Below are 26,901 nucleotides of genomic sequence, written 5' to 3' on the forward strand. Positions count from 1 at the left end.
GTTTAAAAATTATTTAAAGAGTTTGTTTTACTTATTTGATAATTTCTACAAACATATCTGCTACATTGCCATTATAACCATCATAATAAGAATCTCTAGGAAAACCAGAAGACAGACTAATGATGTTTCCAAAATTATCTTCTGTAACATATAGCGGAAATCCTTTCGTGGCAATTGTTCTAAAATTTTTATTTAAAATGCTATACACTATAATTTCTTTTTTGAAATTTTTATGATTATCATAAACTTCTGGATCATTATTTGTCCCGTAAATTTCAGTGCCATTTTTACTAAAATTTGATGTAACTATTGGAGTAGAATAAGTTACCGTTTTAGAAAAGTCATCTAAAGAATAAACCGTATTTCTTTTTTTGTTTAGTAAATAAGAACTTCTTGTATTTACTGATACATCACTATTATACTTGAATTTTAAAGGAATTTCTTTTATTCCATTATTCGTAATTTCTCCGGCATCACTAATGCTGTAATGTATTGCTCTACCCTCGTTATTATGACTTAAAAAGAAGTTGTTTTTATCTAATTTTGTAATTTCATAATTCTGACCTCCTTGATGATCGGGGAAATGTGGTTTTTTATCAATTTGTACAAATTGATCTCCATCTCTTTTGTAAGTAAAAACATCATCACTGTCAGATAAAACCCAGATATTATCATCAAAATAATCAAAACTACCCATTGCCCTATAGGATGCAGCTAAAGAATATTTATAATTTAAGGTTTCTGCGTCGTAAATAAAAAGGTCATCACTTTGAGAAAAAACTAGTTCTTTTCCATTTTCTGAATTAATTAATTTCATTTCCACTTCCGTGTACGACGTTGGTAGTTTAAAAGCTTCTGCAGTTATTTCTTGCTTGATATAATCATATTTTACCAATCGCGGCTCGTTTTTGGTATTTCTTAAATAAAAGAAAAAAGATTGATCTTCAGCATCAAAACTTAAATATTTAATATAATCAGCGTCTAACAATTCTGGTCTTGTAAAAGCTGTTTCTACAACAGATTTCTCATCATTTAAGTTACTAATATTCCCGAATATATTGTACACATAAATGGAGTAAATAGGATTATTTACATACGGTGGATTCGTATCTGTAAAAGTGGTGGTATTGATATCTGTAATAATTTTAACGCTTTCTATGTTAGGTGCCGAATTTTCATTCTGATCTTGCACTCTTATCTCATAATGAGAAAAATAATAACCAGAATATTTTTCCCAAGATAAAGAAATCTCATTTTCAATTACTTCGGCATTTTTAAAAAGAACATTTTCTGGAAATATAAATTCAGGGTTTATATATCTAGGATCACTTTCTCCCAAAAGACCTTTGTTTGTGTAAATTTTTAAGAAATAACACGCTTCGCTATTAGGCAAAGGATCTTCATCTATAAAAGTATTTAAATTACCATCTGTAATTGTCTTTAATAAAGTAGCTGAATCTATATTACAATCTTTACCACTTCTATAAATCTCGTACTTTTCAAACGTATTGTATCCGTCATAAGCGTCCCAACCAAATTCTATGTGATTTTCAAATGGCGCCTCTTCCTTTTTTTGAAAAGTACTTGTATATAAGTCCATTTCATTTGGAGGTAAATACCTGTAAGCTGTAAAAGTAAATTCCTCTTTAATAGCGTCTCCATCTGTGTCTACACTGGCAATGAAAACAAAATTATCTTTGCTTAAGTTTACAATTTTTATAATATCCGAATTGCTATTATCGATAGTACTTAACGTAATTATGCCGTTATTTAAAGTCCATTTTAATTTATTTTGTACGGGCTGACAAGTAAAAGATTCTTGATACAGAAATTCTTCATAAGTACCAGAACTATTGTAAATAAAAAAATCTCTACCACACTCTTCAGTTGTTGCAGGTACAGAAGCTTCATTTCCATTAGATGCTACTTTATAAATAGACCAAGCACCCGCTAAATCTTCTATTTTAGCATCTTTTTGTATAATTTCTTCCTCGTTAAATAAATCATCATCGGTACTATTACAAGAAAATAATATGGTTAGAAAAGAAACCACTACTAACAGATTAAAAATTCTTTTTGTTATGCCTTTTCTATTAACAAACTCGTAATGTTGTATCATGTTTATCTAATTTTTGATAAAAATAATCAAAGTTTTATTGAACGTAAATAATTCTTTGAACTAGTTTTGAAAAAGATTAAAATCAACCTCAAGAAAATAATCGTTGATATTTGCTAAAAAATGGATTTAATGGTATTTAATAATGAGCTTGGTGTTGTTTTATGTACTTCTACACCTGAACAATTATTAAAACTTTTGAACGCCTCTATCTCTTTAATAAAAGCTGCTTTAAAAGATTCGTTAAAAGAAAAGTTTTCTTCAAAAAATAAATGATGAATATGAAGCGTAGCACTTTTTTTATCTGCCTTACAATCCATTCTTGCTACTAATTTACCATCCCAAAGAATTGGTAATGAAAAATAACCATACTTCCGTTTTACAGCTGGAGTATAACATTCTATTTTGTAATCAAAATTAAATAAATGCTGCATGCGTTTACGCTGAATCAATAAATTATCAAAAGGAGAAAGAATTTTCAGTTGACTATTCATTGGCTTACTTAACAAACTCAAAGCATTAGGCAAGGCGTAATATATTTGTCCGCTAACATGCACTTCTAGTAATTCTTTATTAAAATACATCTCCTTCAATACAGCAGTAACAAGTGCTTTGGTATTTTTAAGTAAATAGGCCATTTCACCTGCTTGACCAATACCATTAGCTCTTAGATAACTTGTAATTAAAAACCGAATATGCTCTTGTGCAGTAGGGCATTTCGCATCAATATTATCTGGTAAAACGCGCTCCGTAAGGTCATATACTTTATGAAAATTCTTACGACTAGAAATCATCAAATCTCCTTGCATAAACAAATTCTCTAAAGCTTGTTTTGCCGGTTTACTTTCCCATTCCCCAACTTTAGCTGTATGAGCAAAATCCTTTGCCATTAAAGGACCTTCGTTATCTATCCGTTTTAGTATAGCATCCATGAGTTTCGCATCTTTCTGAAACCAATGATTTTGTTCATTCTTTAGAATGGCATGTTTACGGGGAAGTGAATATTTATAGTCTCGAATTGGCAGATATGCTGCCGCGTGCGACCAATATTCGAAAATCTGTTTGGTTTCAATTAATGTATCAATATGAGAAAGTTGATATTCCGGATTTCTATTCCATAACGTATGATGATGAGCACGTTGAATAACCGAAATAGTATCTATCTGCAAATAACCAAGATGTTCAATACTGGCAAGTGTATTAGCTAATGATGTACCTTTTAACTTACCAGGAAAAACACGTTGAGAAAGCAAGACTATCTTTTGGGCTTCTATTGGAGAAAGTGTTTCTTTCATGCAGAGTCTTGTATTTATTTTTAATCTATTTTACAAGACTATTCTTACTGTTTTTGAAAATACTGAGGAATTAATCCTTTTAACTTTTCTAAAGTTTCATCAACAGTTAAATCACTCATTCCTCCAGAAGCATTTGCATGTCCTCCTCCATTAAAATGTTCTTTTGCTAACATATTAACCGGATTTTCTGCTCCTTTAGAACGGAAAGAAATTTTCATAATCCCATCTCTTTCTGTAAATACAATAGCTGCTTTCATCCCTTTGATTGATAGAACCAAGTTTGCCAAACTATCTGTATCTCCTTTTTTATAGTGATATTTTGCTAATTCTTCTTTAGATAAAGAAATGATAGCAACATTATAATCGTACAAAATCTCTAACTTTTCGCTCATTGCATATCCTTGCAAACGCAAACGAGTTTCTGTATTATTATCACTTAATTTTTCGTGAATTAAATGATGTTCTACTCCTGCTGCTAATATCTTCGACAAAACCTCATGTGTTCTTGGTTTTACAGAATTAAATCTAAAACTCCCTGTATCTGTTAAAATCCCTAAATATAAAGGAGTTCCTATTTTTTCGTCTAACAATTCTAAATGACCAGACTCTTCAATTAAATCTACAATTAATTGTGATGTTGATGATGCTGTAGTTTCTGAAACTGTAATTGCAGGAAACTCTTCCGGATTTAAATGATGATCTATCATTATTTTCTTGCAAGTTGCTGCTTCTAACAGTTCTTGCATTTCTGGTCCTACTCTATTGGTTGCATTGTAATCTAAACAGAAAATTAAATCTGCATTTTGCATTTGTGCTGTTACTTCTTCTGGATTTTCTTCCATTAAAATAATAGCAGAAGTATCTAACCAATATAAAAAATCTGGTGCTTTATCTGGATGACAAACCACAGCCTTTTTACCTAATTTTTCTATAAAATAAAGCAAACCTAAAGATGAACCAATTGAGTCTCCGTCTGCAGATTTGTGTGCAGTAATAACAATATTTGAAGCAGCTAAAATTTCTGCTTCTATTTCTTTATAAATATTCATGTAGTGTGTTTTTGTAATTGCCATTTATAATCGCAATTGTATCTTTTTAAGAAGCTGTAAAGTTAAGTTTATTATTGTGGAGCGTAAAAACGAATCTAGTTTTTATTATAAATACATTACTTTTTATTCTATTTTAAAAATTTGCACTAAGATTCATCAAGTATTAGTTTCTTACTCTTCATGTTACTTTGCCATTTATAAGGGAAAATCCCAAAATTATTTTCCTCTATATTATTCATTATTTCTTTTACTTTTAATTGAATTTTATAAGGTAACTTATAAAAACTAGCATCTACTTTTGCAGTTCTTTCATAATCTGAAATTCCATTTTGATGTCTAATTACATCCTTTTTGCCTCTATTATAAACTACTATTTTTATTCTACCATCACTAAAATCATTTAAGCCTTTTGTACCGTACACAATTATCGGATCAATAATTCCATTAGCATCAACATCACTTAAATTAAGAAATTTGGTCCAAAATGAAATTGAAAACTCATCTGACACTTCATTTCCATTTGGAAGTATAAAATCATTTAAATTCCATTTTAAATGATAATTATTATTTTTATAATCTATACAATATGCTTTTATAGCCTTATTACAATTAACATACTCATTACCACATTTTGTTTCTTTTACCGTTAAGACTAAATAGTGTTTTCCTAAATTATCATTAAACTCATAAACTCTATTTATAGAATATTCTATTTTAAGGTCATTTTTAAGGTCTTCAGAAAAAATAGCATTCACTTCTTCTGCAGATAATTTTTTACTATAAACTGATTTATTTTGCGCAAAACTTATATTTGAGCATAGAAATAAAAGTATTAATAAGGTTCTTTTCATATCTATAAAGTAATTATTGTTTTAAACTAGTTGTAAAAATACTAGTCTACTTTTAAACATAACCCAAAACAATAATTAATTTAGCTCTTTAATATTTAACAATCTTATTCTTTTAATTCATAAAATGCTCTTTTCCCTATTTTTACTTTCATACCGTCCTTGATAACAATTTCAGCATAAACCTCTTTATTTTTTACGCTATCAATTTGTACAGCTCCACTTTCAATTAACCTTCGTAAAGCAGATTTAGAAAGTCCTTTTTTAAGATGAACACATAAGTCTATTAAACTAATTGTATTCTCCTTATGTTGAATCTCTTTAATCAAAACAGATTCAAATTCTTTTTCTTCTAATTTTTTACTTTGAAATTGATTGACAAAGTACTCTTCTGCTTCTTCTGCTTGATTGCTACTATGGTATTGGGTAATGATGTTTTTAGCAATTAGCTTTTTTATCTCCATCGGATTTTCTCCGCTAGCTAACTTATTTTGAATAACTTCTTTTTCACTTAAAGAAAAATCTGTTGTTAATTGTAAAAACTCTTCTATCAAACTATCTGGAATAGACATTGTTTTTCCAAACATTTCGTTAGGTTCATCTGTAATTCCTATAATATTGTGCAGAGATTTACTCATTTTCTCTTTACCATCTAGACCTTTTAGTAATGGCATACACATTACTATTTGCGGACTCATTTCAAAAGTTTCTTGTAACTTTCTCCCCATAGTACAATTAAAAAGTTGATCTGTACCACCCATTTCTATGTCCGCTTTAATTTCTACAGAGTCAAATCCTTGAAGTATCGGGTATACTAATTCATGCATTGCAATTGGCGTATTTTCCGTAAACCTTTTATTAAAGTCGTTTCTATGCATTAACTGAGCAACGGTAACTTTAGATAAAATCTGAATAACCTCTGTAAATGATAGTTTGTCTAACCATTCTGAGTTAAAAACGATTTTAACTTTATCAACATCTATAACTTTAGATAATTGATTAATGTAGGTTTCTGCATTGTGCTGCACCTCTTCTAAAGATAAAGGTTTTCTACTTTTATTTTTCCCTGTAGGATCCCCTATTCGAGCAGTAAAATTTCCAACCAAAATTACAATTTGGTGACCTAGATCTTGAAACTCTTTTAACTTCTTTAAAACAACAGCATGACCCAAATGTAAGTCTGGTGCTGTCGGATCAAAACCAAGCTTAATTATTAGCTTTCGGTTCTCTTTTTTTGCTAATTCTAATTTTTCTTCCAGTCCGTTTTGAGGAAGAATAATTTCTACATTTTCTTTTAACTTATTGATTGTTTCCATTTTTTTTTAAATAAAAAAAGCCCGAGCAAATGCTCGGGCTTTATAAGTTATGTTATATTATTATTTATTATCAGATTTTACTTGAAGTATATACATAGCCATTCCGAGCAGTTATTATTTGATAATAATAAGTGCTGAAAAAAGGAAGGCGTAATATGTTGTTCAATTTTTTCATTTCGATTGCAAATATATGTTTAATTTCCTTAATGTGCAATTTTCTTTACGAGGTAAAAACTTAATAATATGTCAATTGTCATTTCGAAAAGAACTTTTTCAGAGATTGAGAAATCTTATCAAATAAACAGATTATGAGACTCCTTCTCATTCTTCGTTCGGAATGACAAGTGTTAACATTCATCAATAATGAAAAAAAGCAAGATAAATTGTTATTTCAGCTAAGTGAAACATTAACAATTGTCATTTCGAAATGAGCTTTTTCAGCGATTGAGAAATCTCATCAAAATAACTGAGAGTGTAATCCCTCCTCATTCTTCGTTCGGAATAATAATCGTAAGAACATTACGCCTTTGAAATACCAAAAGTAACTGCATCAATCAATCCAGTTCTTAAAGTCTTTTACACGTTCTCTACTCACAATAATTTAAGTTTCGTTATAAGAATTTAAAATCAACTTTAAATGAGAATTAGAATATACAATAATATCTTTTATAGTTTTTTTTTACATTTAAAACCCTTTTACTTTTTCACTATTCAATTTGGTTCTTTTTCTCTTCTAGCATCTCCAAATAAACGTCCTCAACATGTTCTCGAGCCCAAGTTGTTCTTCTTAAAAATCCGAGACTTGATTTCATAGTAGGGTTATTTTTGAAACAACGAATATTTACACGTTCCCCTAGATATTCCCAACCATAATGAGCAACCAAACGCTCTAAAACCTGGACTAGTTTCACTCCATGAAACGGATTGTTTAATTGTTCTTCAGTGGCTTTTCTTCTTTTTCGTTTAAGTGTTTTCTCTTCAGCCAATTCTTCATTCTCTTGGGGATTGGACTCTGTATCTAAAAGTTGGTTTGTTTGATTCTTTTTATCAGTCGACTCATTTTGATGATTGTTTTTCATGTGTATTAATGGCAAATTGTATTTTTTAATCCAAATATTTTTCTAAAATCAGAATTTAAAATGTTTTTGTATTCTTAAGTTAGCAAAGTACTAGTTTTCTTCATCACTCAGAAAACAGTCCAGTTACATATTTTACTTACTTTATAATTAAGACTAATCTATCCAACTCTTAAAATCCTTAACCCTATCCCTACTCACAATAATTTCACTATCAGAATAAGAATGTAAAATCAATTTTAAACGAGAATTAGAATAGGCAATAATATCTTTTATCGCATTTATGTGCACAATAAAAGTTCGGTTGACTCTAAAAAAATGTTCTGGATTTAATTGTTCTTGCCAAGTTTCTAAAGAATTATCTAGCAAGTAATTTCGGTTTTCTTTAGTATGAATATAAGTAGATTTATTCTCACTATAAAAACACTCAACCTCATCAATATTTATAATTTTTATATGCTGACCAACTTTAATTGTCAGGCGTTTTTTAAACTTCCGATCTACCGGATTTACTAATAATTTACGGATATCATCTAAGTTTACTTGAACATCTATTTGTTTTGGTTGATATTTTTTAAACTTATCTACGGCAACTTTCAGTTCGTCTTCATCTAATGGCTTTAGCAAATAATCAATACTATTTAATTTGAATGCTTTTAACGCATATTCATCATAGGCAGTAGTAAAAATAATAGCAGATTTCACTTCAATTTCTTCAAAAATCTCAAATGATAATCCGTCTGAAAGCTGAATATCTAAAAAAATTAAATCTGGATGTTCATTGTTTTGTAACCAATTTAAAGACTCTTCTACCGAGTGCAACATTTGCTGAACTTCTAAACCTAATACTGCCAACATTCTGTTTAACCTTCTTGCTGCCGGCTTTTCGTCTTCAATTATTAATACGTTCATAAAATTGTAGTTAGTGGTTTGTGGTTTATTATATGAAAAAAGATTAATACAAAGTATTTTCGCAAAGAGTGTAAAGCAAAAACTTCTGTGCCAAAAAAGTCTGCGAAACCCTTCTTTTTCTCCATGAATCTCTGTGTAACAACATTACTTTTCCATAAATTCTTTAATTTTCTTCTCTTCCCAATCTTTACCAAACCCAATCGATTTGAATCCAAAAACTCCCATCCAATGAAAAAACATTCCGATTCCCCAGAAAAGCCAAGTAGAATACACGCCAAAATTAGTAATTGCATCATAAAAAGAATAATCACTTTGTAACAGCCCAAATATAACAACTCCACTTATAAAAATGTTAACAATAACAAATACCATTAAGTGAACATAAAAACCTTTAATAGCTTTTACACGTTTTTTAGCTTTAATATAATTTTGTTCTTTTGTAAAATCTCTTTCCATAACAGTTATTTTTGGTTCATAAATTCTTTAATTTTCTTTTCTTCCCGATCATTTCCCAAACCTAATAGCTTTAGTCCAAAAACGGACAACCAGTGAAAGAAAAGTCCTGTTCCCCAGCCACATAAAGAGAACCAAAACCAATGAAAATGAGGTTCGAATTTTAAATTCACAAAAATGATAATCGGTATCACAATACAATAAATACTTAAATGTGTGTAAAACCCTTTTATCTTTTTTACTCTTTTCTGGGCTCTAATGTATTGTTGTTTTTGCGTAGTATCTGTACCCATAATTATCTTCTATAATTTTGTTCATCCATATACTTCTGAATCTTCTTTTGTTCCCAATCTTTATTCATAAACAAACTCAATCCAAAAGTATTCAAAGCCTGAAAAGCAATTCCGATTCCCCAAAAAAACCAAATTTTATAATTATAATAATTAGAAAAAGCTTCCATAAACGTGTCTCCATCATTCATGTCTCCAACTATAAAAATAGCACTTAAAAAGCTGTTTACAATAACATAAGTCGCCAGGTGTTTATAGAATTTACTAATCTTTTCAACTCTTTTCTTTGCTAAAATATATTTTTGTTCTTGTGTAAGGTCCTTTTCCATTATCTTCTGTTTTTATGCTGATTCTCCTTTTCCATCATTTCTTTTATCTTTCTTTCCTCCCAATTATTCCCTAAGAAAATATTGTAGTTATTTACTTCTAAAAAGTGAAACGCCAATCCCATTCCCCATCCAAAAATTGGAAACCAAAACCAGTGAAATCCTGAAGAGAACCTTAAATTGATAAAAATTAAAAAAGGAATTACAATACAGTAAGCTGCTAAATTCTGATAAAATTCTTTTAATTTTTCTACTCGTTCTACTGCTTTTACATATCTGCTGTTTTCTAAATCGTCGTTGTACATAATGTCGTTCATTTTATATAAGAGAGGTAAACTCACCTTAAAAGTTTTGTTATTGTTTTCTATTTTCACTCCTTTTTGAGTGATCAATCCATATCTATCCGCAATATTCTGCAACCCAACTTTGGTACTTTTCCCTATTGCCTCTTTAGGATTTACATTATTTTCTATAATTAAATAAGTATCTTCTTCATAAATACTAACTGTTAAAGGTTTAGAAGATGAAACCACATTGTGTTTTACCGCATTTTCTAACAAAAGTTGCAAAGACAGTGGCACGATTTTTAAGTCGTTATTACTTATGGTATCCGGAATATTAAATTTCACGGCATCTTCAAAACGCATTTCTAACAATTGCATATACGTTTTTGCAAATTTCAATTCTTCTTCAATAGGCACTAAATCTTTGTTTCTTTGCTCTAAAACATATCTGTATACCTTAGATAATTTAGTTGTAAATTTTTCTGCTTGCGCAGGATTTTCGCCAATCAAACTAGTTAACACATTTAAACTATTGAATAAAAAATGTGGGTCTAATTGATTTTTTAAAGACTCAAATTTTGCTGTTTCTGTTTTTGCAACAATTTCTTGTTTGGTTGTCTCTTGGGTCATGGCAGATTTCCAGTTCACCATAAAACCTTTGGCGTGAAAAAAAGCAGCGACTCCTAATGAAAATATGATTGCAAATAAATGGACCCAAACTAAATATCCTTGAAAGAAGTTTTCTACTTTATACCCAAAAAGTAATACATATTGTATAAAATGAATGATTAAAACGGCAAGTATTGTATAAATTACGGTAGTTATAATTCCTGCCCAAACTCTTTTGTTGGTTTCTTTAACCCAATCCCATTTGGTATTTAAGTATTCATTAATAATTCCATTTCCAAGCCCTAAAGTAAAAGAATACATTCCCGAAATTAAAAAGGTTATACCTGCACCTTTAAAACTAAATTGTTGATTTATAATTATAAAAACGATCCCTATAACTATGGTCAGTTTTGTACAAAGTATAAAATCATTTTTAATTTTATTATAAATATGGTTGGTAGGTGTCTTCATTTTGGGAAATTGTTCTTGTAAAAAATACGTACTAAAATTTAATTTCTAAAGATACATTTTTATCGTTAACCTTAAATTTTGCATCTTCAAATCTTGGCGGACCAAAAGTCATGTTATTGTTAGAAGCACCATAATCTTCTAAAGGCATTCCATTCGCTTTAAAATCCATTTTATCATTATCATTTTTATCATGATAACAAATAATTGCATATTCGCCTGCTTCTACGTCTTCAAAGATCACTGTACTTTTCCCTGCTTCAATTGTAGCATTAGTACTTTGTATAGATTTCAATCTAAAATTAGTTTTGTCATATAAAGCAAAACCAACTTTACCAGAATCTGAGGTTATATTTACAACAGTTGCTGTAATTGTTTTGTTTTGAGCGGTTACGAAGTTTGTAACACATAACATTGCCGTTGTTAAAATTCTTAAGATAAGTTTCATAATAAGTTGTTTAAGTGGTTAATTATGATACAAAGATGCAACACAACCCTAGTTCTATAAATTTAAGAATACCGAGTTGTAATTTTTTAAGGATGAATTGTAGTTTTCACATAAAATAATAAGTAATAAATAAAAAGCACTAATTTAAATACCATAAAAATTATGAAAAAAAGATTTTTTAAGATATCTGTTGATTAATTTTTAACGCAAACTATAAATTTGTTTAAATTTGATAAAACTGATAAAAAAGCGCTACATTTTTGACCATACTTTTTAAAAAATATTTACTTTAGCAGTATGATTACTACAAGAATAAATAATTTATGTACTACAATAAGTCCCAGCTTGCGCTTGCGCAACCGCCGTCGCTAATATTCTACTTTAGCTACAAGTCTACTTATTATAGTATTTATCCATTTATTTATTTTATCGTGAACAATTCTTACAAAACTTACTTACAATATTTCGTTATTTTAAACAATAACAATTTACGACGTAGTTTTTCTTTTCGCCCTTTGGGTGTTTAGATAATTATAGAGTTTAGGTGAGTCCGATTCTACATTCAAAAAGAACAAACAACAACTTTAATCAAATAAAAAACACAATGCAATGGAAATTGTAATTGCTAACAAGTCACATATTGTTTACGCAGAAATTATCTGCAAAACTATAGAAGATGCTGCACAAGTAAGAGGTACTGGTATCGCAAAAAGAAAACCAGAATACGTTGCCACTAAAATGGAAAACGGTAATGCTGTAATTGCCCTAGAAAATGGTGAATTTGCAGGGTTTTGCTATATAGAACAATGGGGACATGGAAAATTTGTTGCCAACTCTGGTTTAATTGTACACCCTAATTATAGAAATATTGGGTTATCAAAAAAAATAAAACAAAAAATATTTGAGCATTCTAGAACTAAATTTCCAGATGCAAAAGTTTTTAGTATTACAACGGGTTTTGCTGTAATGAAATTAAATAGCGATTTAGGCTACAAACCTGTACCTTTTTCTGAGTTAACAGACGATCAATCCTTTTGGGATGGCTGCCAAACTTGTAGAAACTATGATGTTTTAACAAGAACAGACAGAAAAATGTGTTTGTGTACGGGGATGCTTTTTGATCCTGCAAAAATAAAAAAAGAAGAGAAAACTCCTTTTAAAGAAAAAACATTTCAAAGATTAAAACGAATAAAACAAGCATTGTTTCTTAAAAAAAATAAAGAATAATATTATGAAAAAATTAGTAATAGCTTATAGTGGAGGTTTAGACACATCTTATTGTGCAGTTAGTTTATCTAAAGAATATGATGTACACGCCGTAAGTGTTAACACAGGCGGATTTACAACAGAAGAGATAAAACACATTGAAAGTAACGCCTATAAAATGGGAGTTTCTACATACAAAAATATTGATGCAGTTGCTACATTCTACAACAAAGTAGTAAAGTATTTAATTTTTGGTAACGTATTAAAAAACGCTACATATCCTTTATCTGTAAGTGCAGAAAGAATTATTCAGGCAATAGAAATTGTAGAATATGCAAAGAGTATTGGCGCAGAATATATTGCACACGGAAGTACAGGTGCAGGAAATGACCAAGTTCGTTTTGATATGATTTTTCAAACCTTGGCTCCTGGCATCAAAATTATTACGCCAATTAGAGACCAAAAATTAACAAGACAAGAAGAAATCGATTATTTAAAATCTGAAGGTATTGATATGCCTTGGGAGAAATCTAAATACTCTGTAAACAAAGGTCTTTGGGGAACTAGTGTTGGTGGTGTTGAGACTTTAAAATCTGAATTGCCTTTACCTAGTGAAGCATATCCTTCTCAATTAGAAAAAGAAGGCGAAGAAAAAGTAACCCTAACTTTTAAAAATGGTGAATTTGTTGCTTTAAATGGACAAGAAAATGCACCAGAAGTAAATATCGAAAAATTAAACGACATCGCTTCTGCGTATGCAATTGGTAGAGATATTCATGTAGGAGATACTATTGTTGGTACAAAAGGAAGAGTTGGTTTTGAAGCTGCAGCGGCTTTAATTACCGTAAAAGCACACCATTTGTTAGAGAAACACAACTTAACAAAATGGCAATTACAACACAAAGAGTATTTATCTAGTTTCTACGGAATGCATTTACACGAAGGTCAGTATTTAGATCCTGTAATGAGAGATACAGAAGCTTTTTTACAAAGTTCTCAAAAAATGGTTTCTGGTAATGTTGTGGTTTCTTTAAAGCCTTATCATTTTTCTTTAGACGGAATTATTTCTGACCATGATTTAATGTCTAGCGCATTTAGCACCTATGGTGAAGAAAATAAAGCTTGGACAGCAGATGACGCAAAAGGATTTATTAAAATTTTAGGAAATCAGAATAAAATATACAGACAAGTAAATAACAAATAATGTTGAATCGTGTAATTGTTTAAATGTGTAACTGAGTTTACACGATTAAATAATTAAACAGTTACACTTTTTTAACCTTGTAATTGTTTAAGTGGTAATTTTCACAACGATTACACAACGTAACAATTACACGATTAAACAATTACACAGTTAAACATTTTCAAAAGTATGAAAAAATTAGAAGTAGGAATTATAGGAGGAGCTGGTTATACTGCTGGTGAATTAATTAGATTATTATTAAATCATCCAAAGACAAATATCAATTTTGTGTACAGTACTTCTAATGCTGGTAACAAATTGTATAAAGTGCATCAAGATTTAATTGGTGATACAGAAATATCTTTTACTAGTGAAATAAATGCTGATGTAGATGTTTTATTTTTATGCTTAGGACACGGAAATTCAACTGCCTTTTTACAAAAAAACAGTTTTTCTGATAACACGAAAATTATTGATCTAAGTAACGATTTTAGATTACTTGCAGACAAGAATTTTGAAGGTAAAGATTTTGTATATGGTTTACCAGAATTAGATAAAGAAAGTATAAAAACAGCAAAATACATTGCAAACCCTGGTTGTTTTGCAACTGCAATACAGTTGGCTATTTTGCCTTTAGCAGCAAATGGTTTGTTAAAAGATGATGTACATATTAATGCAGTAACAGGTGCAACTGGTGCAGGAACTTCTTTATCTGCAACCACACATTTTACTTGGAGAGATAATAACTTTTCTCACTATAAAGCGTTTAATCACCAACATTTAGGAGAATACAACCAAACGGTGAACCAATTACAACCTAGTTTTAATTCTGAAATTAATTTTATGCCAAATCGTGGTGATTTTTCTAGAGGAATTTTTGCAACTACGTACACAAAGTATGATGGCACTCTTGAAGAAGCAAAAGAAATGTATAAAGCGTTTTATAAAGATGCAGCTTTTACATTCGTTTCTGATGAAAGCATTTTTATGAAACAAGTCGTAAACACCAACAAATGTTTGGTACAATTGGAAAAACACGGCAATAAGTTGTTAATTACTACCACTATTGATAATCTATTAAAAGGTGCTTCTGGTGCAGCAATTCAGAATTTAAACTTAATGCATGGTTATGAAGAAACATTAGGTTTAAATTTAAAAGCGAATTATTTCTAGTAGTCACTAGCTTGCGTTAGCAATTGAAACCTTTCGACTGCGCTCAAGACAAGCTCCATCTTTTTTGGTGTCAGTTTGAAAAAATTTGTATCGAGAACAAAATAAGATATAGTGTAAAGCGCAACCTTTAGGAACGCAAAAAAATATTAATTATGAAAGCAGCAATTATTGGAGCAGGAAGTTTAGGACAGTCTATTGCCAAAGGTTTATTAAAAAACAAGGTGGTGAGTTCTTTGTATTTAACAAAACGAAATACAAATTCAATAGCAAGTTTTAATACCTATAATGAAGTAGTTTTAACTACTGATAATGAAGAAGCTGTTAAAAATTCTGACATTCTAATATTTGCCGTTCAACCAAGACATTTAGATAAGATTTTAAAAGATTTAAAACCTCTTTTAAAAGAAAACCATGTGATCATTACAGTAATTACAGGTTTTTCTATAGAAAAAATAGAAGCTATTATTGGAGCCGATAAATTTATTATTCGCTCTATGCCAAATACTGCAGCTGCTGTTGGCCAATCTATGACTTGTCTTTCACCAAATACTAAAGGAAAAGAAAAAGTGGAATTAGCCAAAACTATTTTTAATAGCTTAGGTCAGTCTATGGAAATTCCGGAAGAACAATTACAAGCGGCAACAGTTATTTGTGCAAGCGGAATTGCTTTTTGGATGCGCTTAATTCGTGCCACTACACAAGGCGCAATTCAGTTAGGTTTTGAAGCCGATGAAGCACATAAATTAGCCATGCAAACTTGTTTTGGTGCGGCTAGTTTATTAAAAGAATCAGGCAATCATCCAGAAGCAGAAATAGACAGAGTTACCACTCCTGGTGGTTGTACAATTGAAGGATTAAACGAAATGGAACACCAAGGTTTAAGCTCTTCTTTAATTAAAGGAATCAACAAATCTTTTGATAAAATTAACCAAATTAAAAACTAATCAACGGGTGTAAACCCATTGTTACTAAAAACTATCATTATGCCATTATTTAACGTTTATCCACTGTACAATGTTACTCCTGTAAAAGCTAAAGGAGTTTATGTTTATGACGAAAACAAAACGGAATATTTAGATTTATATGGTGGACATGCTGTAATTTCTATAGGTCATGCACATCCTAAATACGTAAAAGCGATAACTAATCAGGTTGAAAAACTAGGTTTTTATTCGAATGCTATTCAGAATCCTTTACAAGTTCAATTAGCAGATAAATTAGAAGCACTTTCAGGTTGTAAAGACTACGAATTATTTTTATGTAATTCTGGTGCAGAAGCAAATGAAAATGCGTTAAAATTAGCTTCTTTTAAAACCAATAAATCTAGAGTTATTGCCTTTAAAAATGGTTTTCATGGTAGAACTTCTGCAGCCGTTGCTGCAACAGATAATAAAAATATTATTGCACCAATTAACGCACAACAAAAGGTTACTATTTTAGATTTAAATGATATTGATGCTGTAAAAACAGAACTAGAAAAAGGTGATGTTTGTGCAGTTATTGTAGAGTTTATACAAGGTGTTGGTGGATTAGACCAAGCAACTGCTGAGTTTTTTGAACAAGTAGATGTTCTTTGTAAAGCAAACAACACGTTTTTTATTGCTGATGAAGTTCAGTCTGGATACGGAAGATCTGGAAAGTTTTTTGCTTATCAACATTATAATGTAACTCCAGATGTTATTTCTATAGCAAAAGGAATGGGAAATGGTTTCCCGATTGGAGGAATTTTAATCCACCCAGATATTGAAGCTAAATTCGGAATGTTAGGGACTACTTTTGGAGGAAATCACTTAGCTTGTGCTGCTGGTTTATCTGTATTAAAGGTAATTGAAGAAGAAAACCTTATAGACAATGTAAATGAAATGTCTTGCTATTTCATGAAAATTGCAAAGACAATTCCTGAAATAAAAAATATTAAAGGAAAAGGGTTAATGCTTGGTTTAGAATTCGACTTTGAGGTTGGAGATTTACGTAAGAAATTAATTTACGACTATCATATTTTTACAGGTGGAGCTATGAATAAAAACCTTTTAAGAATACTACCTCCTTTAACTTTAAAGAAAGAGCATATCAATCAGTTTTTTGAAGCTTTGGTTGATGCTTTAGGGGAATAATTAGTTTTAAAAAAAGGCGCAAAGCGACAAAGTTGCAAAGTGAGTTTGAGTGTTCACTTTGTAACTTTGCTACTCTGAAAATTTGTAACCATAAAGAATACAAAAAAATGAATACGTTGTTATCAATTGAAACTAGAAATGCTGTTTTACTTACAATGGCAGAACTTCTTGAGAAAGAAAGAGCAGGCATTATCAGCATTAACAAAAAAGATTTAGAAGCTTATAAAGGAGATGATATTTCTATGTTCGATCGCTTAAAAGCAGATGATAAAAAAGTGGATGAAATGATTGCTGCTGCCAAACATTTGGCTTCACAAGAAGATCCGGTTGGTGTAGAGCGTTTTAGTTTTAAGCATGATAACGGAATGCAAGTCTACAATAAAACGGCTTCCTTTGGAACGATTCTGATTATTTATGAATCGAGACCAGATGTTACTGTGGAAGCTGCAGGAATTGCTTTTAAATCCGGAAATAAAATATTATTAAAAGGAGGAAAAGAGTCGTTAAATTCCAATTTAAAAATTGTAGAATTATGGCACAAAGCTTTAAAACAGCACGATGCTGCTACAGATTGGGTAGAATATTTACAATTCAACAGAACAGAAACACAGGCTTTTTTAGAAAAACCAACACAAAAGGTAGATTTAATTGTTCCTCGTGGTGGCGAACGTTTAATTGCGTTTGTAAAAAAACACGCTACCTGTCCTGTTATAATTAGCGGACGAGGAAACAACTTTGTGTATGTAAGTAATGATGCTGATTTAGATATTGCAATCGATGTGATCATCAACGGAAAATCAAAAATATCTGCTTGTAATGCCGTTGATAAAGTTTTAATTGATGCTAATCTTACTAATAAAGAAGTATTCATCAATAAATTAATATCAAAATTAAATGAATCTAAAATTGAAGTTTTAGGTGATGTAACTGTTGCTAAAAATCATCAGTTAGAAGAAATTTCATCAAACAAAGTTTGGTACGAAGAGTTTTTAGATTACAAAATTGTAATTGGAGAAATTGCTTCAAATGCTAATGCAATTGCCATGATAAACAAATATGCTGGCGGACACTCATCTGTTATTATCACCAAAGAAATTGAGAAAGCTAAAGTATTTATGGAAAACGTAGATACCGCAGTTGTCTATCATAATGCTTCTACTCGTTTTACAGATGGTGGTCAATTAGGTTTGGGTGGTGAATTAGCAATTAGTACAGATAAATTACACCAACGTGGGCCAATCGGTTTACAACATTTGGTTACCAATAAATGGTATGTTCATGGAAATGGACAAGTAAGAAGTTAACAGTTTTACAGTGGCAGTTGGCAGTAAAAACTATCACCATTAGCTACTATCAATAAAATATAAATAGAGAAATTAAGAAGTAAAACTCGTAATTAAACACAATGCAAAAAAAGAAACGTATTTTATTAAAAATAGGCTCTAACACGCTTACCAAAGAAACCGATAATATTTCTAGAGGAAAAATTGAAGATATTGCGAATCAGATTGCAAAATTACAAGATACTTGCGAGTTTATAATTGTAAGTTCTGGAGCAATTGCCGTTGCAAAACAGTTTGTAAAACTAGAAAGTAAACACGAAGAAGTTTTTGTAAAACAAGCTTTGGCTTCTATTGGTCAGCCACACTTAATAAGAATTTATCAAGAAATATTTAGAGAGTATGGATTATTGAGTTCTCAATGTCTCCTCTCCTACTCAGATTTTGAAAAACAACAAAGTAAAAGCAATATTGTAAATACTATTAATGTACTTGTAAATAACAACTACATTCCTATTATCAACGAAAATGACACCGTTGCAACCGACGAAATTCAGTTTGGTGATAATGATAAACTAGCAGCTTTAACAGCTACCTTGCTTAATGTAGATTTATTGATCATTGCAACAAACACAAACGGAATTTATACCAAAGAGTCCTTTAAAAATAATACACCAGAAACTATTTTGGAAGTAGCTAATTTTGAAGAATTAAAAGGTGAAGTTGTGAGTTCTAAATCATCTCATGGTACTGGTGGAATGGCTTCTAAAATTGAAGCTGCGGAACTAACCAAAAATGCAAATATAGAAACATGGATTGTAAATGGATTAGAAGATAATTTTATTACCAACGCCATGAATAATATTGTACCGTTTACAAAAATAAAATAATACACACAATACAAGAGGTTTAAACCTCTTGCAAAAAAAAATACAATGAAAAATTACACCTCCATAAAAGACATAGAACATATTGACAATTGGATTCAAGAAGCCAAAGAATTGAAAAGAAAACCATTAAATAACAATCTTTTAGGGAAAAACAAAACCTTAGGATTGTTGTTTTTCAATTCTAGCTTACGTACGCGTTTAAGTACACAAAAAGCAGCGTTAAACTTAGGTATGGATCCTATTGTAATGAATGTAACCGGAGATGCTTGGGGAATTGAATTTGGAGATGGAACGGTTATGAACGGTACCACTGCAGAACATATAAAAGAAGGTGCTGCTGTAATTTCTCAATATTGTGATATTATTGCTGTAAGAGCTTTTCCTACATTAACAGACAAAGAAAAAGACGAATCTGAAGAAGTTTTAGAATCTTTTGTAAAATTTGCTTCTGTACCTGTTGTAAGTATGGAAAGTGCTACTGGTCATCCTTTGCAAGGTTTAACAGACGCAATTACTATTTCTGAAAATACTACAAAAAAGAAACCAAAAGTAGTATTAAGTTGGGCTCCACACGTAAAGGCTTTGCCACACGCTGTTGCTAACAGCTTTACACAAGCAATGCAAAAAATGGATGTTGAATTTGTAATTGCAAATCCAGAAGGATATAATTTAAGTTCAGAAATTACAAAGGACACTCCTATTTATCACAATCAGGAAGAAGCTTTTAAAGATGCAGATTTTATCTATACAAAGAACTGGAGCTCTTACGATGATTACGGAAAAATATTAAAAACAGATTTAGATTGGATGATTACCAAAGAAAAAATTGGTGAAGCAAAATTTATGCACTGTTTACCGGTTAGAAGAAATGTTGTAGTAGAAGATGCTGTTTTAGATTCTGATAGTTCTTTAGTTATAGCGCAAGCAAACAACAGAACCTATGCAGCACAATTGGTATTAAAGAAAATATTAGAAAATTTATAACATTTGTCAGGTCGAACGCAGTTGATAACTTGTTAACACCTCAAGGGCAATCGAGTAAACACAGAAACAAAAAATGGAAAAACTATCAATCATAAAAATTGGAGGAAACATTATTGAAGATGAAACTTCTTTAAATGCTTTTCTAAAATTATTTTCTAACTTAGACGGAAACAAAATTTTGGTTCATGGAGGAGGAAAACGTGCCACGCATATTGCATCAAAATTAGGCATAGAATCTAAAATGGTAAATGGTAGACGTATCACAGATGAAGAAACCTTGGAAGTAATTACCATGGTTTATGGTGGTTTGGTTAATAAAAATATAGTAGCAAAGTTACAAGCATTACAAATAGATGCTATTGGTTTAACCGGGGCAGATATTAACAGTATAAAATCAGAAAAAAGACCTGTTAAGGAAGTCGATTTTGGTTTTGTAGGAGATGTAAAACAAGTAGCTTCTAATTCTATAGACAAATTAATTAAAGCCAATTTTACACCTGTTTTTTGTGCAATTACACACGATGGAAACGGACAATTATTAAATACCAATGCAGATACAATTGCGAGTACTATTGCAGTTGGAATGAGTGAAATCTACGAAACATATATTTATTATTGTTTTGAATTAAATGGTGTTTTAAAAGATTTTAATGATAAAAATTCTGTGGTAAAAAAAATCGATACGGATACGTATAAAGAATTATTAGACGCTAAAATTATTACAGACGGAATGATTCCAAAAATAGACAACTGTTTTGATGCTTTAAATAATGGAGTTTCAAAAGTACATATTGGAAACACTTCTATGCTGACTAAAGAAAACGATAATTTTACCACAATAACATTATAAAAATGAATATTGAAAAATTAACAGAAAACGCAATTTCTCTTTTAAAGAACTTGATTGAAACGCAATCATTTTCTCAAGAAGAAGAAAATACAGCAAAATTGATAGAAGGTTGGTTTGTAGAAAATGAAATACCTTTTAAAAGAACAAAAAATAATATTTGGGCAACCAACAAATATTTTGATGATAGCAAACCTACCTTATTGTTAAACTCTCATCACGATACCGTACATCCAAATTCGGCATACACCAATGATCCTTTAAAAGCCATAGTAGAGGATGGTAAATTATATGGTTTAGGTTCTAATGATGCGGGTGGTTGTTTGGTTTCTTTAATGGCTACATTCACTAATTTTTACGCACAAGAAAACCTTAAATACAATTTGGTAATTGTAGCATCTGCAGAAGAAGAAAATAGTGGTCCTAATGGATTGAATAGTATGTTAGCTATTATTCCACATATTGATGTGGCAATTGTTGGCGAGCCTACTTTAATGAATTTAGCGGTTGCAGAAAAAGGATTAGTTGTATTTGATGCTATTGTAGAAGGAACTCCTAGTCATGCAGCACATCCAAATAATAACAACTCAATTTACAATACTATTGAAGTTTTACAGTGGTTTAAAGATTTTAAGTTTGAGAAACCTTCTGTGGCTTTAGGTGATGTAAAAATGACCGTTACACAAATTTCTGCAGGGTCTCAACACAATGTTGTTCCAGCGCATGTAGATTTAGTGGTAGATGTTCGTGTAAATGATGCGTATTCGAATAAAGAAATTAATGAAATATTACAAGAAAAAGCACCTTGTACTACAATTACGCCAAGAAGTTTACGATTAAACTCCTCTTGTATTTCTACAAATCATGACTTGGTAAAAGCAGGAATTGCTATGGGAAGAGAAACTTACGGTTCTCCTACGCTATCCGATCAATCTGTGTTAACTTGCCAATCTTTAAAATTAGGACCTGGAGACAGTACACGTTCTCATTCTGCCAATGAATTTATTTATCTTGCAGAAATTGAAGAAGGAATTCAAATTTATGTTGAGTTGTTGAATAGAGTAATTAAATAGAGAAAAAAGAGAGTAGAAAATATAGACAAGAACCAAGACGCAAGAAGAGAAAATAAGTAGGACTGATAGATTTAGTCTTGACTCTAAAAGTGAAACGGTCTTGTATCTTGATTCTAAATTTTAAAATAAAATTTACAAATATGAAACTTTGGGATAAAGGATTTTCAATAGATCAACAAATAGAAAAATTTACGGTTGGTAATGATAGAGAAATTGACATGCATATTGCAAAATATGATGTTCAGGCTTCTTTAGCACACGCAATAATGCTAGAATCTATAGGCATTATTACAGCGGATGAATTGAAAGATTTAAAAAGAGGATTGCAAGAATTAGCAGATGATATTGAAAACGGAACCTTTGTTATAGAAGCTTCTTTTGAAGATGTACACTCTAAAATTGAATGGGAATTAACCAATAAATTAGGCGAAGTTGGTAAGAAAATTCATACTGCACGTTCTAGAAACGATCAGGTTTTAGTGGCACTTCAATTGTATTATAAAGAGAATTTGGCAATTATCAATGATAAAACAAAAACACTTTTCGATACACTTTTAGGTTTAGCAGAAACGCATAAGGAAAGTTTATTACCTGGTTATACACATTTACAAGTTGCCATGCCATCATCTTTCGGGTTGTGGTTTTCTGCCTATGCAGAATTGTTAATTGATGATGTATATATGTTAAATGCTGTTTCTAGAGTTGTAGACCAAAATCCTTTAGGTTCTGCAGCAGGTTACGGTTCTTCTTTTCCTATTGATAGAGAATTAACCACCAAAGAATTAGAATTTGCTACCATGAAATACAATGTGGTTGCAGCACAATTAAGCCGTGGTAAAAGTGAGCGTTCTATTGCTTCCGCCTTAGGCGGATTGTGTAACACGATGTCTCGTTTTGCAATGGATGTTTGTTTGTATATGAGTCAGAATTTTGGGTTTATCACCTTTCCAGATGAATTAACAACAGGAAGTAGCATTATGCCACACAAGAAAAACCCTGATGTTTTTGAATTAATCCGTGGAAAATGTAATAAAATACAGGCTTTGCATACCGAAATGGTGATGATTACTAATAATTTACCAACCGGTTATCACAGAGATTTTCAGTTATTAAAAGAAAATATCATTGCAGCTTTTGAAGACGTAAAAGATATTTTAGACATCTTTAATTATTCTATTCAACAAGTAATTGTAAAAGATATTGATTTGAATGATGAAAAGTATCAATATTTATTTACCGTAGATAGTATCAATAATTTAGTGGTGGACGGTATGTCTTTTAGAGAAGCGTATCAACAAATTGGTGGACAAGTACAAGCCGGAACATATAAACCAGATTTAGGAAAACAGCATACACATGTAGGAAGTATTCACAATTTATCTTTGGATAAAATTGCTGAGAAATATCCGAAGTAAAATATTTTTTAAACCCAAAAAAAAATCCAAATTCATTATGAATTTGGATTTTTTGATTTATAAAATAATTTAATATCATTGCTATAAATAAAAGTTAACTCCAACGGCAGTACTAAATACATCAAATACACTAACATCTTTTGCCGTAATTGTATACCATAAATAGGTTTCTACGGTTCCAAGCTCTAAATAAAAATCTACTCCTTTAAAAATTTTTGGCTTTTTAAAATCCTTATGCAATAAAGCTCCTCCAAAAAAAGTAAAATGAACAGCTGTAGGCACATAATATCCATCAGGGTACAAACTAGGAAGCGTAGTAAAAGAATTCGTTCCTATGTCTAAAGTTGTTGTAAAACCTGCTATAGGTGTTATTGTTAAATTTTCTCCAATTACTTTTCTATAAATAGGAAACGTATTCTTAATGGTAATTAAATGAATATTATCTGCTCTAGAAGCAAATTTAGGCACAAAACCATATAATAATTCTGAATACAAAACATCATTAAATAATTGATAACCAGCTCCCACAGAAACAAGACCAATATTTCCTGCAAATTGAGCTTTTACATAATCTGGTACATACCAAGATTTCTCTTTAACTACAACTGTTTCTTGAGCATAAACATTGTTAAATAATAACAACAATATAGATACTATAAATATTTTTCTAATTTTCATTTATTTTATAATTCGATCAATTCAACACTAAACCCTTTATCCTTCACAGATACTATATTATACGCTTTCTCTTTAACTGCAGGCGCAGTTAGATAACTTACATCACCCTCTTCATATAAATAACTATGCGTATGTCCATGAATAGATAATGGAACATTGTATTCTGACATGGTAGACATGTATTTTTCTTTTAATTCATCGTCAAACTGATCTCCATAAGGAGGAATATGAGCAATAACAAATACTTGATTAAAAGATGTATTGTCTTCTAATTCTGATGTTAACCAATCAAAATCTAACTCCTTTTCACTTTCCCAAACTACATTATCAAAAAGAACAAACTTGTTATTGTTAAATTCAAAAGAATAATTATAATCACCAAACATTTTCTTGTAGATGATTCCTCCATTGATATTATAATCATGATTTCCAATAACCGTTAGATAAGGTTTCTTCAATTTAGACATGATATCGTAAAAAATTTCATACTCCCTTAATAATGCTTGATCAGCAATATCACCTCCAAAGATTACAAACTTAATGTCATCTCTTTTATTAATATCATCAATTACTGTACTAAGTTGATCATAAAAAAAATGTACATCTGACAAAAAAGCGAATTTAAATTCTTTAGAGTCTACTGTAATATTCTCCAATAATTTTAAATTTTTATCAGTAGTATTTTGTTGTTCGGTTTTAACGTTTGCTTCATAAACACTAAACTCAAAAGGATGTTTACAGCTTGTAAAAACGAGTATAAGACCTAGTATTAATATTCTAATATATTTCATTTATTTTACCTATGTTTTATAAATTAATGCAAATTTATTCAATAAATAGACGACTTAAAAACATAAACTTACATTAAGTAAAATAAAAAATAATTTCAAAAACACAAACACACATAACTGCTTGAAAATAAATAACATAAATAACAAAATTCACGAATTAAATAAATAATATAATTAGTCGTTTTACTACCAAAAAACAATACATATTTCTTTTATGAATTGATAATTGAACTCAAAAAAGCCACTTTCGTAGACATAAAAAGTGATTCTAGGTGTATTTTAGTAGGGATATCCCTTAAAAACGCAGGGGCAACGCTTAATTTTATAACCATTTTAATACTATTTAACTTTTTAATTCTATATTGAAAAATTAACCCTAAAAAAATATACATGTTTTGGTATCATCCAGATTTAGAACGATTAGAAAATCAAATTAAAGAATTAGAATATCCTCCCAAAACGATTTTTTACGGAAGTTCTACATTAACCCTATGGAATAACTTAACTACTACTTTTAAAGAACATAAACCAATAAATTTAGGATTTGGAGGCTCTACCTTGGCTGCTTGTACTTGGTTCTTTGATCGTATTTTTGAAAACATAAAAGATATAGATGCTATTGTAATTTATGCAGGAGACAATGATTTAGGAGACGGCAGACATCCAGAAGAAATTATTCTATTTTTAGAAAACTTACTATTTAAAATTAGAACTAAATACGGTAACATAAAATGTACTTGTATTTCTATAAAACCTAGTATTGCACGTAGTCATCTGCAAGAAAGCATCAATTACACAAATAAAAACATTCAAAAATTAATGTCTAAAGACGATAATTTTCATTTTGTAAATATTTATGATGCCTTATTAGATAAAAAAGGAGAACCGAATAGCAAGTATTTTGAAGAAGATGGATTACATTTTAACTCTAAGGGGTACAACTTATTAGAGAAAACACTCCAGAAACATCCTAAAATTTTCCCTCAAAAAATACTCGAAAAAACATTTTAAAATAGTATCTTAATGAAAAATTAATTTTTCATGAAAAGAGAATATCATAAATGGTATAGTCAAAATCTTGAAAAAGAAATGGAACTCCTTGTATTTGGATTTTCAGGTGAAAAAGTTTTGTTTTTCCCACCGAGAATGGGACGTTTTTATGATTATGAAAACTGGAAAATTATTGCCTCTGTAGAGCAAAAGATTAAAAAAGGAGAATTACAAGTTTATTGTGTAGACAGTGTAGATTTAGAATCTTTTTACAACAGTTTTAAAGATCCAGGTTATAGAATTTATAGACATATACAATATGAAAACTACGTTATAGAAGAAGTTCTCCCTTTCGCCAATTTACAAAACTCAAATAAAAATATAGTATCTGCAGGCTGCAGTTTAGGTGCTTACCATGCGGTAAACATAGCCATGCGACATCCAACATTGTTTTCTAAAGTTGTTGGTATGAGTGGACGTTATGATTTAACGAAATCTAATGGTTACTTTAAAGACTTGTTAAGTGGTTTTCATAATGATTTTGTGTACTTTAACATGCCTAATCAATATTTAAAAAATTTAGACGATCAAAATTTACTTAATCAATTGAGTAAAATGAATATTATATTAGCCGTCGGTAAAGAAGATGTTTTTTTAGAAAGCAACTATAAACTATGTAATATTTTACAGGAAAAAGGAATTCCACATCACTTATTTGAATGGCAAGAAGAAGCCCATAGAGCATGTTATTGGCGTACAATGGTAAATCTCTATTTTTAAAATAACC

The 26,901-nt window shown here is 30.3% G+C and carries 27 protein-coding genes; 13 read left to right on the forward strand and 14 right to left on the reverse strand.

The genetic code is table 11. The features are described 5' to 3' along the window. Positions 1–31 precede the first annotated feature (31 nt). The 12 genes from GQS57_RS13705 to GQS57_RS13760 form a co-directional block, all read right to left on the reverse strand. A complete protein-coding gene (locus GQS57_RS13705; protein ID WP_165733422.1) occupies positions 32–2,119 on the reverse strand; it encodes a lipocalin family protein in 2,088 nt (695 codons plus the stop codon). Between the two features lie 113 nt (positions 2,120–2,232). Then, entirely contained in the window at positions 2,233–3,411 is a 1,179-nt protein-coding gene (locus GQS57_RS13710; protein ID WP_165733423.1) for a winged helix-turn-helix domain-containing protein, read from the reverse strand. 44 nt (positions 3,412–3,455) lie between these two features. After that, positions 3,456–4,460 carry a bifunctional oligoribonuclease/PAP phosphatase NrnA gene (locus tag GQS57_RS13715; RefSeq protein ID WP_165733424.1) on the reverse strand — a complete coding sequence of 335 codons (1,005 nt, stop codon included), beginning with the start codon at positions 4,458–4,460 and terminating at the stop codon, positions 3,456–3,458. Between the two features lie 146 nt (positions 4,461–4,606). Next, complete coding sequence (locus GQS57_RS13720) at positions 4,607–5,311, reverse strand: M949_RS01915 family surface polysaccharide biosynthesis protein (protein WP_165733425.1); 705 nt, start codon at positions 5,309–5,311, stop codon at positions 4,607–4,609. A gap of 104 nt (positions 5,312–5,415) precedes the next feature. Continuing rightward, complete coding sequence (tyrS, locus tag GQS57_RS13725) at positions 5,416–6,624, reverse strand: tyrosine--tRNA ligase (protein ID WP_165733426.1); 1,209 nt, start codon at positions 6,622–6,624, stop codon at positions 5,416–5,418. 707 nt (positions 6,625–7,331) lie between these two features. Next, the gene (locus GQS57_RS13730) at positions 7,332–7,703 is read right to left on the reverse strand and encodes a VF530 family DNA-binding protein (RefSeq protein WP_165733427.1); all 372 of its coding nucleotides are present in this window, start codon (positions 7,701–7,703) and stop codon (positions 7,332–7,334) included. A gap of 153 nt (positions 7,704–7,856) precedes the next feature. Then, positions 7,857–8,612, reverse strand: coding sequence for a LytTR family DNA-binding domain-containing protein (locus GQS57_RS13735; RefSeq protein ID WP_165733428.1), 756 nt, complete (start codon positions 8,610–8,612; stop codon positions 7,857–7,859). A 144-nt stretch (positions 8,613–8,756) separates the two neighbouring features. Further along, the gene (locus GQS57_RS13740) at positions 8,757–9,068 is read right to left on the reverse strand and encodes a 2TM domain-containing protein (RefSeq protein ID WP_165733429.1); all 312 of its coding nucleotides are present in this window, start codon (positions 9,066–9,068) and stop codon (positions 8,757–8,759) included. 5 nt (positions 9,069–9,073) lie between these two features. After that, entirely contained in the window at positions 9,074–9,358 is a 285-nt protein-coding gene (locus GQS57_RS13745) for a 2TM domain-containing protein (RefSeq protein ID WP_165733430.1), read from the reverse strand. Positions 9,359–9,360: 2 nt separating this feature from the next. After that, the gene (locus GQS57_RS13750; RefSeq protein WP_165733431.1) at positions 9,361–9,684 is read right to left on the reverse strand and encodes a 2TM domain-containing protein; all 324 of its coding nucleotides are present in this window, start codon (positions 9,682–9,684) and stop codon (positions 9,361–9,363) included. Further along, entirely contained in the window at positions 9,684–11,045 is a 1,362-nt protein-coding gene (locus GQS57_RS13755; RefSeq protein ID WP_165733432.1) for a 2TM domain-containing protein, read from the reverse strand. Before GQS57_RS13755 ends, GQS57_RS13750 begins: the two co-directional genes overlap by 1 nt. A gap of 31 nt (positions 11,046–11,076) precedes the next feature. Continuing rightward, on the reverse strand, positions 11,077–11,490 hold the full coding sequence (locus GQS57_RS13760; protein ID WP_165733433.1) for a DUF2141 domain-containing protein: 414 nt from the start codon (positions 11,488–11,490) through the stop codon (positions 11,077–11,079). A gap of 609 nt (positions 11,491–12,099) precedes the next feature. Between GQS57_RS13760 and GQS57_RS13765 the strand changes: the two genes are divergently transcribed. The 11 genes from GQS57_RS13765 (at position 12,100) to argH (ending at position 23,655) form a co-directional block, all read left to right on the forward strand. After that, positions 12,100–12,717 carry a GNAT family N-acetyltransferase gene (locus tag GQS57_RS13765; RefSeq protein ID WP_165733434.1) on the forward strand — a complete coding sequence of 206 codons (618 nt, stop codon included), beginning with the start codon at positions 12,100–12,102 and terminating at the stop codon, positions 12,715–12,717. Positions 12,718–12,721: 4 nt separating this feature from the next. Beyond that, positions 12,722–13,900: an argininosuccinate synthase gene (locus GQS57_RS13770; RefSeq protein ID WP_165733435.1), complete on the forward strand. Its 1,179-nt coding sequence runs from the start codon at positions 12,722–12,724 to the stop codon at positions 13,898–13,900. Positions 13,901–14,068: 168 nt separating this feature from the next. Further along, complete coding sequence (argC, locus tag GQS57_RS13775; RefSeq protein ID WP_165733436.1) at positions 14,069–15,052, forward strand: N-acetyl-gamma-glutamyl-phosphate reductase; 984 nt, start codon at positions 14,069–14,071, stop codon at positions 15,050–15,052. A gap of 152 nt (positions 15,053–15,204) precedes the next feature. Next, complete coding sequence (proC, locus tag GQS57_RS13780) at positions 15,205–15,996, forward strand: pyrroline-5-carboxylate reductase (protein ID WP_165733437.1); 792 nt, start codon at positions 15,205–15,207, stop codon at positions 15,994–15,996. A 39-nt stretch (positions 15,997–16,035) separates the two neighbouring features. Next, positions 16,036–17,166 carry an aspartate aminotransferase family protein gene (locus GQS57_RS13785; protein ID WP_165733438.1) on the forward strand — a complete coding sequence of 377 codons (1,131 nt, stop codon included), beginning with the start codon at positions 16,036–16,038 and terminating at the stop codon, positions 17,164–17,166. A 107-nt stretch (positions 17,167–17,273) separates the two neighbouring features. Next, positions 17,274–18,470, forward strand: a complete 1,197-nt coding sequence (locus tag GQS57_RS13790; protein WP_165733439.1) for a glutamate-5-semialdehyde dehydrogenase — start codon at positions 17,274–17,276, stop codon at positions 18,468–18,470. 101 nt (positions 18,471–18,571) lie between these two features. Next, positions 18,572–19,336: a glutamate 5-kinase gene (gene proB / locus GQS57_RS13795; RefSeq protein ID WP_165733440.1), complete on the forward strand. Its 765-nt coding sequence runs from the start codon at positions 18,572–18,574 to the stop codon at positions 19,334–19,336. Between the two features lie 45 nt (positions 19,337–19,381). Further along, positions 19,382–20,320, forward strand: a complete 939-nt coding sequence (locus tag GQS57_RS13800; RefSeq protein ID WP_165733441.1) for an acetylornithine carbamoyltransferase — start codon at positions 19,382–19,384, stop codon at positions 20,318–20,320. Positions 20,321–20,393: 73 nt separating this feature from the next. Beyond that, positions 20,394–21,170, forward strand: coding sequence for an acetylglutamate kinase (gene argB, locus GQS57_RS13805; protein ID WP_165733442.1), 777 nt, complete (start codon positions 20,394–20,396; stop codon positions 21,168–21,170). Between the two features lie 2 nt (positions 21,171–21,172). Continuing rightward, complete coding sequence (locus tag GQS57_RS13810) at positions 21,173–22,240, forward strand: M20 family metallo-hydrolase (protein ID WP_165733443.1); 1,068 nt, start codon at positions 21,173–21,175, stop codon at positions 22,238–22,240. Between the two features lie 140 nt (positions 22,241–22,380). Further along, a complete protein-coding gene (gene argH / locus GQS57_RS13815; protein WP_165733444.1) occupies positions 22,381–23,655 on the forward strand; it encodes an argininosuccinate lyase in 1,275 nt (424 codons plus the stop codon). Positions 23,656–23,736: 81 nt separating this feature from the next. Here the strand turns inward: argH and GQS57_RS13820 are convergent, their stop codons facing one another. After that, entirely contained in the window at positions 23,737–24,333 is a 597-nt protein-coding gene (locus tag GQS57_RS13820) for a hypothetical protein (protein WP_165733445.1), read from the reverse strand. Between the two features lie 5 nt (positions 24,334–24,338). Then, a complete protein-coding gene (locus GQS57_RS13825) occupies positions 24,339–25,124 on the reverse strand; it encodes a metallophosphoesterase (RefSeq protein ID WP_165733446.1) in 786 nt (261 codons plus the stop codon). A gap of 390 nt (positions 25,125–25,514) precedes the next feature. Here GQS57_RS13825 and GQS57_RS13830 point away from each other — a divergent pair, with 390 nt between their 5' ends. Beyond that, positions 25,515–26,135 (forward strand): GDSL-type esterase/lipase family protein, encoded by a 621-nt coding sequence (locus tag GQS57_RS13830; RefSeq protein ID WP_165733447.1) that lies wholly within the window; start codon positions 25,515–25,517, stop codon positions 26,133–26,135. 30 nt (positions 26,136–26,165) lie between these two features. Then, the gene (locus GQS57_RS13835) at positions 26,166–26,894 is read left to right on the forward strand and encodes an esterase family protein (RefSeq protein ID WP_165733448.1); all 729 of its coding nucleotides are present in this window, start codon (positions 26,166–26,168) and stop codon (positions 26,892–26,894) included. The last annotated feature ends 7 nt before the right edge of the window (positions 26,895–26,901 follow it).

It is taken from the genome of Polaribacter sp. 20A6 (assembly GCF_011378915.1).
GTDB lineage: Bacteria > Bacteroidota > Bacteroidia > Flavobacteriales > Flavobacteriaceae > Polaribacter > Polaribacter sejongensis.